Genomic DNA, 594 nt, shown 5'->3' with positions numbered 1-594 from the left:
GGGATTCGTCAAAAGTTTATAATGGCGGCGACCAAGTTCAGCACGAAGGTAACGCATACAAAGCGCGTTACTGGACGCAAAACAATAACCCTGCACAAGCTGGCCAGTGGGGCGAGTGGGAATCTCTTGGTGCTTGTGATGGAACAGGTCCTGTTGATCCACCACAAAATGAAATCCCGACGGTGACTCTAACCGCTCCTTCTGCGTCGGCATCTATCACCGCTGGTGAAGTGGTTAACCTAGCCGCAGATGCTGCAGACACTGATGGCACAATTAGCAAAGTTGAATTCTTTGTTGATGGTGCTTTAGTTGGTCAGTCTACTTCGGCTCCTTTCACTGCATCTTGGACTGCAACTGAAGGCGTACACGAGTTTTCAACTAAATCTTATGATGACGCTGGCGCGGTAAGTACTGCAAGTTCAGTAACGCTTACGATTGCTTCAGCTCAACCAGGTAATGAAGCGCCTACAGTGGATGTTGCGCTTTCAGCTACTTCAATCGAGCTAGGCGGTACTGTTACGCTTACTGCTAACGCGGCAGACGCGGATGGTAGCGTTGCTAAAGTTGATTTCTACGTTGCTGGCGCATTAGCTG

Annotated in this window: 1 protein-coding gene; it reads left to right on the top strand. The window is 49.5% G+C overall.

Translation table 11 applies throughout. From position 1 onward, the window contains the following. Positions 1-594 (top strand): Ig-like domain-containing protein (locus R7190_RS29005; RefSeq protein WP_318138085.1); only part of this gene is annotated, 594 nt, incomplete at both ends.

The sequence above is a fragment of the Vibrio sp. 1078-1 genome, assembly GCF_033340475.1.
The sequence above is the reverse complement of the archived record's forward strand: the minus strand, read 5'-3'. Positions and strand labels throughout refer to the sequence as shown.